At 71.5% G+C, this 13,697-nt stretch carries 13 protein-coding genes; 6 read left to right on the top strand and 7 right to left on the bottom strand.

Annotated features, from left to right (window positions below):
- Window positions 1-124 precede the first annotated feature (124 nt).
- The 4 genes from QSK39_RS37775 (at window position 125) to QSK39_RS37760 (ending at window position 3,684) form a co-directional block, all read left to right on the top strand.
- On the top strand, window positions 125-1,426 hold the full coding sequence (locus tag QSK39_RS37775) for an MFS transporter (RefSeq protein WP_285482601.1): 1,302 nt from the start codon (window positions 125-127) through the stop codon (window positions 1,424-1,426).
- On the top strand, window positions 1,423-2,271 hold the full coding sequence (locus QSK39_RS37770) for an NAD(P)H-binding protein (RefSeq protein WP_285482600.1): 849 nt from the start codon (window positions 1,423-1,425) through the stop codon (window positions 2,269-2,271). Before QSK39_RS37775 ends, QSK39_RS37770 begins: the two co-directional genes overlap by 4 nt.
- 16 nt (window positions 2,272-2,287) lie before the next feature.
- Entirely contained in the window at window positions 2,288-2,932 is a 645-nt protein-coding gene (locus QSK39_RS37765; protein WP_285482599.1) for a response regulator, read from the top strand.
- 119 nt (window positions 2,933-3,051) lie between these two features.
- Window positions 3,052-3,684: a response regulator transcription factor gene (locus QSK39_RS37760; protein WP_284748516.1), complete on the top strand. Its 633-nt coding sequence runs from the start codon at window positions 3,052-3,054 to the stop codon at window positions 3,682-3,684.
- Window positions 3,685-3,772: 88 nt separating this feature from the next.
- Here QSK39_RS37760 and QSK39_RS37755 read toward each other — a convergent pair whose 3' ends face one another.
- Both QSK39_RS37755 and QSK39_RS37750 read right to left on the bottom strand, forming a co-directional pair.
- Window positions 3,773-5,056, bottom strand: coding sequence for a sensor histidine kinase (locus QSK39_RS37755; RefSeq protein WP_285482598.1), 1,284 nt, complete (start codon window positions 5,054-5,056; stop codon window positions 3,773-3,775).
- Window positions 5,057-5,059: 3 nt separating this feature from the next.
- Window positions 5,060-5,755, bottom strand: a complete 696-nt coding sequence (locus QSK39_RS37750) for a response regulator transcription factor (protein WP_155549497.1) — start codon at window positions 5,753-5,755, stop codon at window positions 5,060-5,062.
- A 42-nt stretch (window positions 5,756-5,797) separates the two neighbouring features.
- On the opposite strand from QSK39_RS37750, the gene hisN reads away from it, so the two are divergent.
- Together hisN and QSK39_RS37740 are read left to right on the top strand one after the other, a co-directional pair.
- Window positions 5,798-6,583: a histidinol-phosphatase gene (gene hisN / locus QSK39_RS37745; RefSeq protein ID WP_285482597.1), complete on the top strand. Its 786-nt coding sequence runs from the start codon at window positions 5,798-5,800 to the stop codon at window positions 6,581-6,583.
- A 135-nt stretch (window positions 6,584-6,718) separates the two neighbouring features.
- Window positions 6,719-9,958, top strand: coding sequence for a GH92 family glycosyl hydrolase (locus QSK39_RS37740; protein ID WP_285482596.1), 3,240 nt, complete (start codon window positions 6,719-6,721; stop codon window positions 9,956-9,958).
- A 24-nt stretch (window positions 9,959-9,982) separates the two neighbouring features.
- On the opposite strand, the gene QSK39_RS37735 is transcribed toward QSK39_RS37740, so the two are convergent.
- The 5 genes from QSK39_RS37735 to QSK39_RS37715 form a co-directional block, all read right to left on the bottom strand.
- Complete coding sequence (locus QSK39_RS37735; RefSeq protein ID WP_003105220.1) at window positions 9,983-10,243, bottom strand: hypothetical protein; 261 nt, start codon at window positions 10,241-10,243, stop codon at window positions 9,983-9,985.
- The gene (locus QSK39_RS37730; protein WP_285482595.1) at window positions 10,243-11,196 is read right to left on the bottom strand and encodes a TNT domain-containing protein; all 954 of its coding nucleotides are present in this window, start codon (window positions 11,194-11,196) and stop codon (window positions 10,243-10,245) included. The genes QSK39_RS37735 and QSK39_RS37730 overlap by 1 nt, the downstream gene beginning before the upstream one ends.
- Window positions 11,197-11,292: 96 nt before the next feature.
- Window positions 11,293-12,222: a hydroxymethylglutaryl-CoA lyase gene (locus tag QSK39_RS37725; RefSeq protein WP_285482594.1), complete on the bottom strand. Its 930-nt coding sequence runs from the start codon at window positions 12,220-12,222 to the stop codon at window positions 11,293-11,295.
- Window positions 12,222-12,800, bottom strand: coding sequence for a PH domain-containing protein (locus tag QSK39_RS37720; protein ID WP_285482593.1), 579 nt, complete (start codon window positions 12,798-12,800; stop codon window positions 12,222-12,224). The genes QSK39_RS37725 and QSK39_RS37720 overlap by 1 nt, the downstream gene beginning before the upstream one ends.
- Window positions 12,801-12,885: 85 nt before the next feature.
- Complete coding sequence (locus QSK39_RS37715; protein WP_285482592.1) at window positions 12,886-13,683, bottom strand: biotin--[acetyl-CoA-carboxylase] ligase; 798 nt, start codon at window positions 13,681-13,683, stop codon at window positions 12,886-12,888.
- Window positions 13,684-13,697: the final 14 nt, after the last annotated feature.

The raw sequence follows: 13,697 nt of genomic DNA, 5'->3' as shown, positions 1-13,697 counted from the left end.
TTCCGAGCGCGAAGAGGTCGCACCCGTTCGCGGGTGACGATGGAGCCTTTTCCCGACTCGACGGGACGCGTGCCCCAGGCCGCGTCCGCATCTCTCGTCCCTTCTGACGAAACAAGGACCTTTCTTGAGCACCACCGCGCTGAACCGCGCCCAAAACCCTGCCCTCACGGGCCTGTTCCTGTCCGTCTTCCTCGCGATGCTCGACGCCCAGGTCGTCGCCACCGCGCTCCCCCGGATCGCCGCCGAGTTCGGCGGGACCGGGTCCTACGCCTGGGTCACCACCGCCTACCTGCTCGCCGGGAGCGTCACCGCTCCCCTCCACGGCAAGCTCGGCGACGTCTTCGGCCGCAAACGCGTGCTCCTCGGCGCGCTCGCCCTGTTCCTGCTCGGTTCGCTCGCCTGCGGACTCGCGCCGTCGGCCACCGCACTCATCGTCGGGCGCGTTCTGCAGGGCGCCGGCTCCGGTGGCCTCTTCGTCTCCGTCGGCGCTTCGCTCGGCGAGATGTTCACGCCTCGCGAAGGCGCGAAGTACTTCGGGTGGTTCTCGATCTGCTTCGCCGTCGCGTCGCTCGCCGGCCCGGTCGTCGGCGGGGTGCTCACCGGGGTGGCCGGGTGGCGGTCGATCTTCCTAATCAACCTGCCGCTCGGACTCATCGCCGTCGCCCTCCTCACGACCCTCGACCTGCCGAGACGACGCCGGGAAGCGCCGTTCGACTTCGCCGGCGTCGTCCTGCTCGGTGGGGCGATCACCGGGTTCACCCTGCTCACGCCGTGGTCGATCGGCCTCGGTGCGGTGGCGGCCGTCGCGTTCGTCTTCACCGAACGGAAAGCCGAAGCGCCCGTGCTGCCACTCCGTCTCTTCAGAGACCGCACGTTCACCGTGTCCGTCGTGCTCAGCGTGCTCGCCGGGTTCGCGTTCCTCGGCTCGATCAACTACATCGCCGTCCTCCTGCAGGCCGACGCCGGCCCGGCGGAAGGCGGGCTGCGGCTGGTACCGATGACGCTCGCCGTCTCGCTGTCCTCGGTCGTCGCGAGCAAGATCATCGCCCGCACCGGCGCCTACCGCTGGGCACCGCGGCTCAGCATGGCGCTCGGCCTGCTCGCCGTGCTCGGCCTGACCGTGGTCGACGCGCTGCCGCTGGTCCTGGCCTGCCTGGTCGGCTTCGGCCTCGCGGCCGGCCTGAATCTGCAGGTGCTCGCCATGGCGACGCAGAACACCGCACCACCGGCGGACCGCGGCGCCGTCGCCGCCGGCATCAACCTCGCCCGCGCGCTCGGCTCGAGCCTCGGCCCGGTCGCGCTCGGCTTCGCCTACAACGCCGGCACCCACGGTGTCTTCCTCGCCCTGCTGCCGGTCCTCGCGCTCGCCCTCGTCGCGGCGTTCGCGCTCCCGCACGTCCCGCTCAAAACAGGAGGATCCCGATGATCTTCGTCCTCGGCGCCACCGGCAAGGTCGGCCGCGCCCTCGTCCCCGCCCTCCTCGACGCCGGCGCCGCCGTCCGCGCGCTCACCCGTGACGCGGGCAAGGCCCGGATCGACCCGCGGGCCGACGTCGTCCAGGCCGACCTCGACACCGCCGATCTGCCCGCGCTGTTCGACGGCGCGGACCGCGTTTTCGTGCTGACGCAAGGCGCCCACCGCGAAGGTGCCGTCGCCGAAGCGGCCGCGCGGGCCGGTGTCACCCACCTCGTCAAGCTGTCCACCACCGGTGTCCACTTCGGACAGACGGACCCGATCACCCGCGCCCACGCCGAAGCCGAGCAGGCGGTCCGCGAAGCCGGGCCGGCGTGGACGACCCTGCGGCCCGGCGCGTTCATGGACAACCGGTTCGCCTGGCGTGAAACCATTCGCGACAAAAACACGGTGTACGTCCCCGAAGGCGATCCGGCGTCCGCGCTGATCCACGTCCGGGACATCGCCGCGGTCGCGACGCTCGCCCTCACGACGTCCGGCCACGAAGGCGCGACCTACGAGCTCACCGGCGGCGAGGCTCTCGCGACCGAACAGCAGGTCGCGATCCTCTCCGACGCCCTCGGCCGTCCGGTGAAGTACGTCGAAGAGCCGCAGAGCGCCGCACGCGAACGCATGATGCGGAAGTACGGCTGGCCCGCCGAAGCCGTCGACGGCTTCTTCGCGCTGAAGCGGGAGTCCGCCGAGCACGAACACGTCGTCTTCGACACCGTCGAGCGCGTGCTCGGCCGGCCGCCGCTCACGTTCGCCGATTGGGCACGTGAGAATGCGGCCGCGTTCCCCTACCATTACCGGGGGTGACGGGGGAGGTGACCGGATGGGCCTGCGTGTCCTCGTCGTGGACGACCACCCCTTGTTCCGGTTCGGCGTGTGCACGCTGCTGGACGCCGAACCCGGGATCGAAATCGTCGGCGAAGCCGCCAGTGGTGGCGCCGCGATCGACGCCGCGGGCGCGTTGCTCCCCGACGTCGTCGTCATGGACCTGCACCTGCCCGACCTGTCCGGGATCCAGGCGACCCGGCACATCGCGGCCGTGAGCCCGGACACCGGCGTGCTGATGCTGACGATGGCCGACGAAAGCGAGTCGGTCTTCGCGGCGATGCGCGCCGGTGCCCGCGGCTACCTGCTCAAGGACGCCCAGCCGGACGAGATCATCCGCGCGGTGCAGGCGGTCGCGCGACGGGAAGCCATCTTCGGCCCCGACATCGCGAACCGCGTGCTCGGCTTCTTCAACCAGCCGCCACCCGCGAGCGAACCGGTGTTCCCGGAGCTGACCGCGCGCGAGCGCGAGGTCCTGTCGCTGATCGCGGCCGGGCACAGCAACGGCGTCATCGCGAACACCCTGTGCCTGAGCCCCAAAACCGTGCGTAACCACATTTCGAACGTCTTCGCCAAGCTGCACGTCGCCGATCGGGCCGAAGCGATCGTCCGGGCCCGGGACGCGGGCCTCGGCCGGTCCTGACGGGCAGCCCGCCCGGGCAACATCGGGACGCCGGTCCCATGCGCCCGGGACACCACAACGGGCATTCTGGTCAGGGTGAGGGGTGGAACTCTCGCACCGTTCGAGGGGAATGGGTGACGATGTTCGAATCCGACAGGACGCCGGTGGTGGTCCGCGCCACCGATCCGATCCTGCACAACGGCGTCTGCATGGCGCTGCGTTCGCGGGACGAGGTCCGCGTGGTGGACGGCGAAGCGGGTGACCCGGCCACGGTCGCGTTGCTGGTCGCCGACCGGCTCGACGAAACCATGACGCAGCTGCTGTCCGCGCTGCACCACCAGGGCTTCACCCGCATCGTGCTGATCGCGGGGGAAGTCGACGACAACGAGATCCTCAATGCCGTCGAGCACGGCGTCTGCGCGGTCGCCCGCCGCGCCGACGCCGGGCCGGAGGTGCTCGTCCGGCTGATCAAGGCGGCCGCGGCCGGGGAGGGCGCGCTGCCGCCCGACCTGCTCGGCCGGCTGCTGCACCGGGTTTCCCGGCTGCAGCGCCAGGTGCTCGAACCGCGTGGCCTGCAGCTGGGCGGGATGAGCAACCGGGAAACGGAAGTGCTCCGGCTCGTCGCGGCGGGGTATTCGACGCAGGAAATCGCCGACCAGCTGTGTTATTCGCAGCGGACGGTGAAGAGCATCCTGCACGACGTGACCAACCGGTTCCAGCTCCGCAACCGTTCGCACGCGGTGGCTTACGCGCTGCGTGAAGGGCTGATCTGACCGGCCGGGTGGGAGGGCGTGCCCTCCCACCCGGTCTCAGCCGAAAGCGCTTCCCTGCCACGGATTGCCGCAGCCGCAAGGGATCCGGCTAACGCGGGACGCGCTCCGCGGGCCAGCGCACCTCAGGGACATCGCTCGGCCGCGGCACCTTCAGGAATAGGCTGAACACCGCCGGCCGCCGGTTGGACAGCTCCAGACGGCCGCCGTCCGCCTCAACCAACGCCCGGGCCAGGGCCAGACCGACGCCCGTCGAGCCGCCGCCGGAGAAGCCGCGCTCGAAGATGTGCGGGGCCAGCTCGTCCGGCACGCCCGAGCCCGTGTCGCTGACCTCGATCACCACCGTGCCCTCGGCGTCGCCGCGGCGCGCGACCACCGTGACCGTGCCCGAACCGTGGCGCAGGGCGTTGTCCAGCAGCACCCCGACCACTTCGCGCAGCCGCCCCGGGGTCGCGCGGGCCATCAAGCCGTCGGCCACGCGCATCCGCAGGTTGCGCCCCTCCGACCGAAGCAGTTCGCGCCACTCCTGCGCCATCTGCGGCAGCTGCGTCGGCAAGTCGACCGGTTCCGCGCCGACCTCGCGGGCCGCGCGCGCCGCCGCCAGCAGCTCGTCGAGCGCCTCCGCCAGCCGGTCGGCCTGCTCCTGGGCCGCCTTCGACTCGTCGGCCACCTCTTCGTCCGGATGCACGGTGAGCGGTTCCAGCCGCAGCTGCAACGCCGTCAGCCGGCTGCGCAGCTGGTGCGAGACGTCGCCGACGAGCTGGCGTTCCCGCTGCACGAGCTGGGCGAGCGCGGTGCCGGACGCGTCGAGCGCCTCGGCGACCATGTCGAGCTCGCCGACGCCGTAGCGGCTGGGGTCGGGCCGGAAGTCGCCACCGCCGAGGCGGGACGCGCGTTCGGCGACGTGCCGCAGGGGTTTCGCGAGCCGCCTCGCCGTCACCAGCGCCACCACCGCACCCGTGCCGATCGAGAGCAGCACCAGCAGCACGACGACCAGCGTGACGGTCGTCTGCCGTTCGTGCATCGGGCCGGCCGGGACGGCGATCGCGACCTTGCCGTCGCGGGCCAGGTCGGCCGTCTCGGTGACGGTGTCGGGTCCCGGGTCGTTGCCGTAGCGCTTTTCCTGCTGGTCGGGGACCTGCACGGTGAGCAGCCCGTTCGCCGGGACGGCCGCGCGCACCTGGTCGAGGTCGATCTCCTGCCCGTTGGCGATCTCGGTGTCGAGGATCGCCGCCGCCGCGCGGGCGTTCTCGGCGAGCGTCTCGCGGTAGCTCGACTCGATCTGCCAGCTCGCCACGATGCCCAGCGGGATGCCGAGGACCGCCGCGGTGACGGCGACGGCCAGCAGGATGGCCAGCAGGATGCGGCGGCGCACGGCTTATTCGGCGTTGAACCGGAAGCCGACGCCGCGGACGGTCGCGATCCGCCGCTCGCCGTCGTGGGTCTTGCTGGTGCGGCCGGCGGCCTCGTCGGCGGCGATGGCGAGCTTCCGCCGCAGCCACGACATGTGCATGTCGAGGGTCTTGGACGTCTTCGACTCGAGGTCGTTCCAGACCTCGGCGAGGATCTCGTCGCGGCTGACGACCTGCCCGGCGCGGCTCATCAGCACGCGCAGCAGCTCGAACTCCTTGTTCGCCAGCTGCACCTCGTGCAGGTCGACGGTGACCAGCCGCGCGCCCAGGTCCATCCGCACGCCGCCGGCCTCGAGCACCTCGGGCACCCGGCGCCGCAGCAGCGCGCGGATCCGGGCGAGGAGCTCGGCGAGCCGGAACGGTTTGGCGACGTAGTCGTCGGCGCCCGCATCCAGGCCGACGACGAAGTCGACCTCGTCGGTGCGCGCGGTGAGCATCAGGACGGGCAGCTCGGTGCCGTTGGCGCGCAGGCGCCGGCAGACCTCGAGCCCGTCCATGCCGGGCAGCCCGAGGTCGAGCACGAGCAGGTCGACTCTCTGGGCGGCGGTGGCGTCGAGCACCGAAGGGCCGTCGGTGACGACGTGGATCTCGTATCCCTCGCGTTCGAGGGCGCGGGAGAGCGGTTCGGCGATGGCCGGATCGTCTTCGGCAAGTAGGACCATGCTCACCTGGCCAACTCTACGGCGAAGAGGCGTGAAACCATCGTGACCGTGCCTGGCTACGGAGATGATCTGGCCCTCGCCACCCGGCTGGCTGACGCCGCCGACGCGATCACGACGGCGCGGTTCCGCGCCCTGGACCTGAGGGTCGAGCGCAAGCCCGACCGCACCCCGGTGACGGACGCGGACACCGCGGTCGAAGACGCGATCCGTGCGCTTCTCACGACCGAACGCCCGGACGACGCCGTGCTCGGCGAGGAGCGCGGCGGATCCGCGGCGACCGGCCGGGCGTGGGTGCTCGACCCGATCGACGGCACCAAGAACTTCCTCCGGGGTGTACCCGTCTGGGCGACCCTGATCGCGCTCGTCGAAGACGGCGACCCGGTGGTCGGCATGATCAGCGCGCCGCTGCTGGGGCGCCGCTGGTGGGCGGCCACGGGCTCGGGCGCGTTTTCGTCCGATTCCGCCGGGACCCGCCGACTGTCGGTTTCCGGGGTTTCGTCCCTTTCGGACGCTTATCTGTCCACAACGGACGTGAACTCGTGGCGCGAGCACCACTCGCGCGAGAAGTACCTGGACCTGGTCGACGCGTGCTGGGAGTCCCGCGCGTTCGGCGACTTCTGGCACCACGTGCTGGTGGCGGAGGGCGCGCTGGACGTCGCGGCGGAGTGCATCGTGAACCCGTGGGACGTCGCGGCGGCACAGGTGATCGTCACCGAGGCGGGCGGGCGGTTCAGCGACTTGGACGGCGCCGGGCGCTACGACAACGGCAGTGCGTTGTCGACGAACGGCCTCCTGCACGAAGAGGCGCTGGGGATTCTCAAGCGTTAACCGGATAGGCCGCCTGGCGGGCACTTCTTGACCGGTCTGAACCCCCGGTGGTTCACTCCCAGTGCTCGCCGGGTCACCGCGTCTTCTGACAACGTTGTCAGCCCGAGGTGGTCCGCTCACCCCGGGAGGAAGAGCATGCGCAGAGTCGTCACCGCGGCTTTGGTCATTCCCCTGTTCACGGCCATCGCGGCCACTCCGGCGGCCGCCCACGAGACCGATTTGGCCGCCTTCGTCAACCCGTTCGTCGGCGCCAAGGCCGGCGACACCCCCGAGACCAACACCTACGCCGGCGACACCTTCCCCGGCGCCGACGTCCCCTTCGGCATGGTGCAGTGGAGCCCCGACACTCCCCTGCAGCCCAAACCACCCGCCGGGCAGGGCCGCTACTACGCCCGCGACCGCGACGGCGGTTACGCCTGGGAGGAGAACAAGCTCCGCGGCTTCAGCCTCACCCACTTCAACGGCGCCGGCTGCGGCGGCGCGGCGGGCGACGTCCCGTTCCTCCCCTTCGCCGGGCAGATCTCCACGTCCCCCGCGGTCGACGCGACGAAGTACTTCCCCACCTTCAGCCACGCGAACGAAACCGCGTCCCCCGGCTACTACAAGGTGACGACGGACTCCGGCATCACCACCGAGCTGACCGCGACCCAGCGCTCCGGCATGGGCCGCTTCACCTTCCCGAAGAACTCGCCCGCCACGCTGCTCGTCGACGTCGCGCAGTCCGCGATGGGCAGTGACGACGCCGCCGTGACGGTCGACCCGGCCAAGCGGACCGTCGAAGGCTGGGTCTCCAGCGGCCACTTCTGCCGCGGGCCCAACACGTACAAGGTCTACTTCTCGGCGTCGTTCGACCAGCCCTTCACGACGTCCGGGACCTGGCAGAACGCCACCGTGACGCCCGGCGGCACCACCGCCCGCGGCGGCGACCTCAGCAAGACGACGTGGGACAAGCAGGTCGTCACGGCCGACGGCGGCTCCGGCGCCTACCTGACCTTCGACCCCGCCAAGCCGGTCGGCGTGCGCGTCGGGTTGTCCTATGTGGATGCCGCCGGGGCGCGTCTGAACGCGGCCGCCGAACAGCGGCACGACTCGTTCGAAACCATCAAGGACAACGCGCGCCGGACCTGGAACGACCGGCTGCGGCAGATCACCGTCGAAGGCGGTACGGACGCGGCCACGCGCACCTTCTACACCGCGCTCTACCACACGCTCCTGCAGCCGAACGTCTTCTCCGATGTGGACGGTCGCTACGCGGGCTTCGACAAGGCGATCCACCGCACGAAACCCGGCCACGCGCAGTACGCCAACTTCTCCGGCTGGGACACCTACCGCGACGAGGTCCAGCTGCTGTCGATGCTCGCCCCGCACGAGGCCGCCGACATGGCGCAGTCGATGCTCAACCAGGCGAACCAGGCCGGCGGGATCTGGGACCGCTGGTCGCAGAACAACGACTTCATGGGCGTGATGGGCGGCGACCCGTACCACTCGATCATCGCCAGCACGTACGCCTTCGGCGCCACGGACTTCGACGCGTCGCAGGCACTGAAGTCGATGGTCAACGGCGCCACCCGCGTCCAGCAGGCCGGCGAACGCGCGCTCGAACGCCCTGGCCTGTCCGACTACCAGACGCTGGGCTACCACCCCAACAACGTCTCGGACATGCTCGAAGACACCACCGCCGACTTCGGCATCGCCCAGCTGGCTCAGCGGCTGGGTCAGAAAGACACCTACCAGCAATTCATGACCCGCGCGCAGTACTGGGAGAACGTCTACAACCCGGCCACCGGCTACCTGCAGACCCGGATGCGCGACGGCCAGTTCCTCTCGCCGTTCGACCCCGCGAAGTACGAGGAAATGCGCTACCAGGAAGGGAACGCGGCGCAGTACACGTGGATGGTGCCGTACAACGTCCGCGGCCTCTTCGACGCGATGGGCGGCGACGACGCCGTGAAGAAGCGGCTCGACTTCTTCTTCACGAAGCTGAACAGCGACGCCAGTTCGCCGTACGCGTTCATGTCGAACGAGCCGTCGTTCGAGGTGCCGTGGGAGTACGCGTACGCGGGCGCGCCGTCGAAGACGCAGGACATCGTGCGCCGCTCGGCGGAGCTGCTGTTCAAGCCGACGGAGGACGGCCTGCCCGGCAACGACGACCTCGGCGCGACGTCGGCGTGGTACGTCTTCGCCGCGCTCGGCATGTACCCGGAGGCACCCGGCCGCGCCGAAATGGTGCTGGCCAGCCCGATGTTCCCGAAGATCACGCTCACCCGGGCGACCGGCCAGCGGATCACGATCACCGCGCCCGGCGCGTCCAGCTCGGTGAAGTACGTGAACAGCCTGAAGGTGAACGGGAAGCCGAGCACGAAGCCGTGGCTGCCGGAGTCGTTCGCGGTGAACGGCGGCCGGCTCGACTTCACGCTCGGGACGGCACCGACGTCGTGGGGCTCGGCGAAGAGCGACGCGCCGCCGTCCTTCCGCGACGGCGAAGTTCCGGTGCGCGGCAAGGTCGGCCCGGGCCGAGTCGTCGTCGCCCCCGGCGGCTCGACGTCGGCAACCGTGACGGCCGAAGGCATCACCGGCCAGGGCAAGGTGACCTGGCAGGCGAAGCCGCCGGCCGGGATCACCGTGACGCCGTCGAGCGGCACGCTCACGGTGGGCGCGCACGGGACGTCGTCCCAGCAGGTTCGCGTCACGGCCGCCGCCGGGTCGCCCGACGCGTTCACGAGCGTGCCGGTGGAGTTCGGCGGGCAGCTGCCCGCGTACCTGCCGGTCACGGTCGGGAAGCCGGGGACGCTGCACGCGGCGGACACCAACGTCGGCGTCACGGACGACCGGCTCGTCCAATACGGCGACTTCGGCGAGACCGACCTCTACCCCGGCCAGTTCGCCTACTCGGCGCAGGGCCTCGCCGCGAGCGGGATCACGCCGGGCGCGAAGGTGCGCGAGTTCACCTGGCCGTCGAGCCCGGCGGGGTCGCCGGACAACGTGATCGCCTCAGGGCAAACGCTTGCGGTCGACGCTCCGGCGGGCGCGACGAAGCTGTCGTTCCTCGGCTCGGCGACCGGCGGTGACGCGCAGGGCAGCGTCACGGTCACCTACACCGACGGCTCGACGCAGCAGGGTTCGCTGGGCCTGTCGGAGTGGCTGCTGAAGGGCGGTGAGGAGACGCCGCAGTTCGGGAACACGGTCGTCGCGTCGGTGCCGTACGTGAACTCGGCGTTCCCGAGGTACATGTTCCGGCTGCAGCGGCCGTACACGTCGTACCTGTTCGCGACGGCCCCGATCGCCCTGGACCCGGCCAAGCAGGTTCGCAGCGTCACCCTGCCGACGTCGACCGGAGCCGGCGCGGCCCACGTGTTCACCTACGCGGTGAGCTGACCGGCCTGCCCGGGTCGTGCTCCGTCACGACCCGGGCAGCAGGCCGACGGCGCCGCGGGCGACCTGCGCCCAGGCCAGCCGGCCGAAGAGGTAGTGGCACGCCACCTGCTCGCTGGTGAACCGCGCCCAGTCGTAGCGGTTGCCCTGCTCCCGCCAGAAGACCTCCCACGCCTCGTCCTCGCCCTGCATCAGGCACCAGGCGTTGTCGACCTCGGCGCCGAGCGAGACGACCTCCGGCGGCACGCCGAGCACGCCGAGCCAGCGCTGGATCGACTGGGTGTTCATCAGTCCTCTTCCCCCTTGGCCTCGGCGAGGTAGCCGAGGGTCACGAGCTCGTCCGCCGCCAGCAGCGCACGGTACCGGGTGCCGCCGCCGACCTGGCCGAACCAGTTCGCGGTCTCGGCCCGCCACATCGGCACGGCACGCACCACGACGTACCGGCGGTACTCGGCGTCCAGCATCCCGGGCGGCAGCGAGCGTTCCGCGAAGGGTGTGCCGTCGGCGAAGAACACCCGCCCGTAGGCCGGGCCGAAGCGGTCGAGCACGGTGTTCATCGGGACCATCACCGGATCGCCGTGGTCGACGCAGCCCTCCGGGTAGTGGTCGCCCGGCGGCCACGCGTACTCGGGCCCCAGCTCGCTGTGCCCGACGACGAACCGGCGGATCCACACGGCCTGCGTCGCCCGCGCGTACGGGACGTAGCCGTCGGTCAGGTGCCGGGGCACCGGCCGCGGCGGCGCGGTCGGCGACCGGCGGAACCCGGCGGTGACGTTGGTGAGCGCCTGGTCGTCGAAGATCAGCCGGGCGTCCGGGTGGTCGTTCGGCGCGAAGCCGTCCGGGTCCTCGGGCAGCGGCAGCTGCAGCGCCGGCCGGTCCATCGCCACCGGCAGGTGCCCGATCGGGAACATGTGCACCAGGAACAGCGCGACGACGCTTTCCCGCTCGGTGCGCGGCGACCCGAGCGCCGGCAAGGGCGCGGGCGAGCCGGGGTTCGGTGGCGGGCCCGCCACCGGGGGCGGCGGGCCGGCCGGCGCGGGCGGAGCCGGGGGCAGCGGGAACGGCGGCAGCAGCGGCGACACCGCGTGCGGCCACGCCGCGGGGGTGCCCGAGGGCGGAGTCGGCGCCTCTTCGAAGGCGCCGGAATCCGTCAGGCCGTATCCAGGCAGCTGGATCGGCCCGGTGTCGAGGTCGGCCTCGACCGGTTCGGAGCCCGCCTCGGAAGGCTCGGTCACACCCATCCTCCGGCTCGGTCGGTGCCCGCGGGCACACTGGTCGACGCGGCCGCGGCCGGTCCCCCTTGATACCGCACGCTCCACGTGCGGGTGCGGGCGAGGTCAGCTCAGCGCGGCCACCACGCGGGACGGGCTCGGGCGGCCGAGCTGTCCCGCCATCCACGCGCTGGCCGCCACCAGCGTGTCCAGGTCGACGCCGGTGGCCACCCCGAGGCCGTCCAGCATCCACACCAGGTCCTCGGTGGCCAGGTTCCCCGTGGCCGACTCGGCGTACGGGCAGCCGCCGAGCCCGCCCGCCGAGGAGTCCACTGTCGACACTCCACATCGGAGCGCCGCCAGGGTGTTGGCCAGAGCCTGACCATAGGTGTCGTGGAAGTGCACGGCCAAAGTACCGACATCGCCGAACAGCCCGACCAGGTTCTCGACCTGGCCCGCGGTCGCGACGCCGATGGTGTCGCCCAGCGAAAGCTGCGAGCACCCCATGTCCAGCAGGCGGCGCCCGGCGGCGGCGACCTGCTTCGCCGGCACGGCACCTTCCCACGGGTCGCCGAAGCACATCGAGAGGTAGCCGCGCACGTCCAGGCCGGCTTCCCGCGCCCGCGTCACGACCGGCTCGAACATCGCGAACTGCTCGTCCAGCGACGAGTTGAGGTTCTTCCGCGCGAACGTCTCGGTCGCGCTGGCGAAGATCGCGATGTGCTCGACGCCCGCGTCGAGGGCCCGGTTCAGGCCCTTCTCGTTCGGCACCAGCACCGGGTAGCGGACGCCCTCACGGCGTTCGAGCCCGGCCAGCAGCTGCTCGGCGTCGGCCAGCTGCGGCACCCACTTGGGGTGCACGAAGCTCGTCGCCTCGAGCGTCGTCAGGCCGGCGCCCGCGAGCCGGTCGAGGAACTCCAGCTTGACCTCGACCGGGACGACCGTCTTCTCGTTCTGCAGCCCGTCCCGCGGGCCGACCTCCCAGATCGTGACCCGCTCCGGCAGCTCACCCGCCGAGGGGACCCGCTCCGGCAGGCCCAGTTCGCGCGTGCCCATCAGCGGCGACGGTCGCCGCGCGGCGGGTGCCCGCCCTGGGGCGGCAGCGGCTCGGTCTGCTGCGGGCCGCCCGCGCGGTAGTCGTCGTACGGGTTGTCGTTGACCTCGCGGTAGATGACCGTGTGCACCTTCTCGACGTGCGGGATGTCCTCGAACCGCAGCGGCTCGGCCGACGCCGACTCGATGATCAGCGTGCCGCAGCCGAAGACCCGGTCCAGCAGGTCGTGCTCGAACTGGACGCTGTTGATCCGGCCCATCGGGATGTCGATGCCGGTGCGCTTCAGGACGCCTTCGCGGGCGATGAGGCGGTCGGTGGTCACGATGAAGTGGGTGGTGCGCCAGCGCACGAGCGGGGCCAGGAACAACCACACGATCAGCACGAGGGCGACGACGGCGATGGCGATCAGCCCGACCGTGTTCCACGGCGAGCCGGCGTCCTTCGCGAGGATCGCCAGCCAGATGCCGGCGCCCAGGGTGACCAGGAACGCCAGCGTCGGGAAGATCAGCATCTTGAAGTGCGGGTGACTGTGCACCACGACGTGCTCTTGCTCGCTGAGCAAATCGTCCGGATAAGCCACGGCGGACGCTCCCAAGGTCGGTGCGGCGATGTCGCTTCACCGTACCGGCGAGACGCCCGGCCGGTGAGTGCAACGCCCCGAAGAATCAGGCCGGGCGGACGTGGACCACGTCACCCGCGAACACGGTGTGCCGCTGGCCGCCGGTCATGTCGACCTGGAGCTGCCCGGCGGCGTCGATGTCGGCGGCGCGCCCGACGAGCGACGTGCCGTCCGGCAGCTGCACCTCGACGTCCTGGCCGAGGGTCGCGCAGTGGGCGCGGTAGTCGCCCAGCAGGCCGGCTTCGGTGAGGTCGCCGCCGGCGAGCCGCCAGCGTTTCTCCAGGTCGCCGAGCTCGGTGAGCAGGGCGATCGCGACGTCGGTGCGGTCGGTGTTCGTGGCGCCCGCCTCGGCGAGCGACGTCGCGGGCAGGCCGCCCGGGCCCGGCTGGACGTCGCCGAGCGGCAGGACGTTGAGGCCGATGCCGAGCACGAGCGACGGCGGGTCCCCGGCGACGGCCTCGGCGAGGATCCCGGCGCACTTCGCGCCGCCCACGAGGACGTCGTTGGGCCACTTGAGCGTGGCGTCGACCCCGACGCCGGCCGCGGCCGCCCGGACGGCGAGCCCGGCGACGACGGAGAGTGAGCCCAGCGCCGTGAACGGGACGCCCGGCCGCAGCGCCACGCTGAGGTACAGCCCGGCGCCCTTCGGCGAACTCCACTGGCGCGCACGCCTGCCGACCCCCGCGGTCTGCTCCTCGGCCAGCAGGACGGTCCGGTCCGCGGCTCCCTCGTCGACGGCTTTCCGCAGGTCGGCGTTGGTGGAGCCGGTGCGCTCGACGACGTCGATCTTCGCGTACCGGTCCTTGAGCGCCGCGGTCAGCCGGGCAGCGTCGATCTCAGACATGTGTCCACCATATG

It is taken from the genome of Amycolatopsis sp. NBRC 101858, assembly GCF_030269325.1.
Lineage (GTDB): Bacteria > Actinomycetota > Actinomycetes > Mycobacteriales > Pseudonocardiaceae > Amycolatopsis > Amycolatopsis ponsaeliensis.
This window is presented reverse-complemented; position numbering and strand designations above follow the sequence as displayed.